The 3,249-nt window shown below is 65.6% G+C and carries 3 protein-coding genes; 1 reads left to right on the forward strand and 2 read right to left on the reverse strand.

Going from position 1 to position 3,249, the window contains the following annotated elements:
* Nucleotides 1-1,599, forward strand: a 1,599-nt coding sequence (locus tag VF497_RS08635; protein ID WP_330887702.1) for a mechanosensitive ion channel domain-containing protein, incomplete at its 5' end; no start/stop codon positions are given.
* Here the strand turns inward: VF497_RS08635 and VF497_RS08640 are convergent.
* Nucleotides 1,551-2,480 carry a nucleoside hydrolase gene (locus VF497_RS08640; protein WP_330887703.1) on the reverse strand — a complete coding sequence of 310 codons (930 nt, stop codon included), beginning with the start codon at nt 2,478-2,480 and terminating at the stop codon, nt 1,551-1,553. The genes VF497_RS08635 and VF497_RS08640 overlap by 49 nt on opposite strands.
* Nucleotides 2,481-2,573: 93 nt before the next feature.
* Nucleotides 2,574-3,047, reverse strand: coding sequence for an Lrp/AsnC family transcriptional regulator (locus VF497_RS08645; RefSeq protein ID WP_330887705.1), 474 nt, complete (start codon nt 3,045-3,047; stop codon nt 2,574-2,576).
* Between the last annotated feature and the right edge of the window lie 202 nt (nt 3,048-3,249).

Genomic DNA, 3,249 nt, shown 5'->3' on the forward strand with positions numbered 1-3,249 from the left:
GCCTTCCTGCATTGGTTCAATCGCGACGACGGTCTCGCCCACGCGCATTTCCGCTGGCTGCGCGCGCGCCGCGTGTCGCTGCGTCGCGCGGTACCGTGGATCGCGCTGTCGGTGATCGTGCCGATCTTCATCCACAATTGGCTGCGCGAGACCAGCGGCAACGAAACCGATTCAACGATCGGCCGCGCGCTGTTCATTGCCGGCACGCTTGGCCTGGCCGCGATCGCCTGGCATCTGCTTGCGCCGGGGCGCGTATGGGCACAGCGTGGCGCCAAGCTCGATGACGAACCGATTCGCCTGCGCCAGTTCACGCGCTTCGGTCTCAGCGCGACCTTCGTCGTGCTCGCCGCGCTCGCCGCGATCGGCTACTTCTTCACCGCCACGCTGTTCACCGAACACCTGCTGCTGTCGCTGATGGCGCTGCTCGCGATCAGCGTGATCCACGGCCTCGCGGTGCGCTGGCTCACACTCGGCGAACGTCGTCTCGCGCTCAAGCGCGCGGAGGACCGCCAACTCGCGGAACTCGAATCGGTCGGCCCGCCGGTGGAAGGTGAAGCGTTGCCCGAGGTCGAGCCTGAGGAAATGGCCCTGGCCGATCTCGGCGCGCAGACGCGCCGCGTGCTGCGCCTCGTCACCGTGCTGCTGTTCGTCGCCGTTCTGCTCGCGATCTGGTCCGACATCGCGCCGGCGCTGAGCTTTCTCGACGGCATCACGGTGTGGAAATCGAGTTCGAGCGGCGCCGACGGCAAGGCGGTCGAACTCAACGTGACCCTGCGCCACGTGCTCGAATCCGCGCTGTTGCTCGCGATGACCTTCATCGCCACGCGCAACCTGCCTGGACTGCTCGAGATCGGTGTGCTGCGCCGGCTCAGCATCGATGCGCCGACGCGCTACGCGATCACGAGCGTCGTGCGTTATCTCATCGTGCTTGGCGGCGTGCTCGTCGGCTTGGGTCTGCTCGGCCTGCACTGGGCGAACCTGCAGTGGCTCGCCGCCGGCCTCACCGTCGGTCTCGGTTTCGGCCTGCAGGAAATCTTCGCCAACTTCATCTCCGGGCTGATCGTGCTGTTCGAACGCCCGGCCCGCGTCGGCGACATCATCACGATCGGCAACATCGAAGGCACGGTCACGCGCATCCGCACGCGCGCGACGACGATCCTCGACTGGGACAACAAGGAAGTGATCGTGCCGAACAAGGCCTTCATCACCGAGCGCCTGGTCAACTGGACGCTGAGCGACACGACCACGCGCGTGGTCATCAAGGTCGGCGTCGCCTACCGCAACGACGCACGCCTCGCGCAGAAGCTGCTGCTGTGGGTCGCCGAGCAACACGCGCTCGTGCTGCGCGACCCCGCACCGCTCGCGTGGATGACCGGCTTCGGCGATTCGACCCAGGATTTCGAGCTGCGCGTCTACGTCGCCGAGATCAACCAGCGTAACCTCGTGCGCAACGAACTGCAGATGCGCATCGCCGAGGTGTTCCGCGAACACGACGTCGAGATTGCCTACCCGACGCGCGACGTGTGGTTTCGCAATGCACTGGAGACGAATCAGCCTGCGCCGACGGCGGATGCGAGCAGCGCTTCGAAGCGCGCGTGATCGACTTCGAGCACGATCTGCGCGTTCGCCGCGTGGCCGAGGCGATCCTGCCAGTCGACCACGGTCGCACCGCGCGTGAGCGCGCCGCCGAGTTCCACGCCAACATGGTGTTCCTCGGCGCGCACGACGATGTCGGGCTGCAACGCCACCGCCATCGCGAGCGCGTCGGCGATCAGCAATTGCGGCCGGCCGCGCTCACGTGACCAGGCGCGCGTCCTCAAAGTGATCGAATCGTAGAACTTCGCGCGCTCATCGCCCTTGGCCAGCATCGCCTCGAAGCGCTCGAAGTCGAGGCCGTGGCGCATCGTCGCCTCCCAGTCGACCAGGGTGAAACGCGGCCACTGCGAGAACACGACGTGCGCGGCCTCGGGATCGAAACCGACGTTGAACTCGGCGGGCACCGTGCCGTAGTTGCCGCGCCCGCTGACCGCCCCGCCCATGACGACGAGCCGCGCGACGCGCAACGGCAAGTCCGGATCGAGCTTGAGCGCGAGCGCGAGGTTGGTCAGCGGCGCGAGCGCGACGAGGACGAGGCTGCCGGCATGTTCATGCGAGGCACGCAGGATCGCGAGCGCGGCGTGTTCGCTTTCCGCCTCGTGCGCACTCGGCTCATAGCCCGTGTCGCCGAAGCCGTCGCTGCCGTGCACGTCGGCGGCATCCGCGGCCGCATGCACGAGCGGCGTCGCGCAGCCGGCATACACCGGCGTCGCTGCGCCGATCACCTCGACGAGCTTGAGCGCATTCGCGACCGTGTGCTCGAGGCCGACGTTGCCCGCCGCCACCGACAGGCCGATCACTTCGGCGCGGTCGTGCGCCATCAGGATCGCCATCGCATCGTCGACGCCCGGGTCGGTGTCGATCAACATTGTATACTTTTTCACTTTACCGTTTCCTTTTCGCCGCACGCGGCGGCAGCGCAGATATAAAGACGAACGCCCCGCATACAGCTTCGTACTACGGCGCGATACCGTCCGTCAAACCGGCAACGCCGTGGTTCGCTTCACCGTGCGCAATGCCAGCGTCGATTGCACGCGCACGACGCCGGGCAACTGGGTCAGGATCTCGGTGTGGATGCGCTCGAAGTCCGCGGCGTTCGCGTAAACCGCGCGCACCATGTAGTCGGCGGTGCCGGCGAGCAGGCAGCACTCGGTGACCTCGGGGTGGCCCTGGATGGCGGCCTCGAACGCGTCGAGCGCGGCGCGCCCCTGCTGATCGAGCGTGACGAGCACGAATGCGGTGCCCGGCAAGCCCGCCGCCTTTTCGTCGACGAGCATGACGTAGCGCGAGATCAGTCCGCGCTCCTCGAGCAGCTTCACCCGGCGCAGGCAGGCCGAGGGCGAGAGATTGATCTGCGCGGCGAGTTCCAGATTGGTCAAACGCCCGTCCTGCTGGAGCAGGCGCAGGATCGCGCGGTCGCGTTCGTCGAGGACCCCATTCTGAATCAGCATAATAATTCTAAAAATCTCGATTTAAACGTTAGATATTCGACAATCAAATGCAAATGTCCGCCAAATAGGCGATCAATTGCTCGATATCTCAATCATACTGCCGCACCGGCAGCGCCGCCGCAATGGCGCGCACAACAGACCAACAAATCAAGCGAGGGAGATCAGTCATGCGTATCGGTGTACCGAAAGAGATCAAGAATCA

It is taken from the genome of Rudaea sp. (assembly GCF_036383415.1).
Taxonomy (GTDB): Bacteria; Pseudomonadota; Gammaproteobacteria; order Xanthomonadales; family Rhodanobacteraceae; genus Rudaea.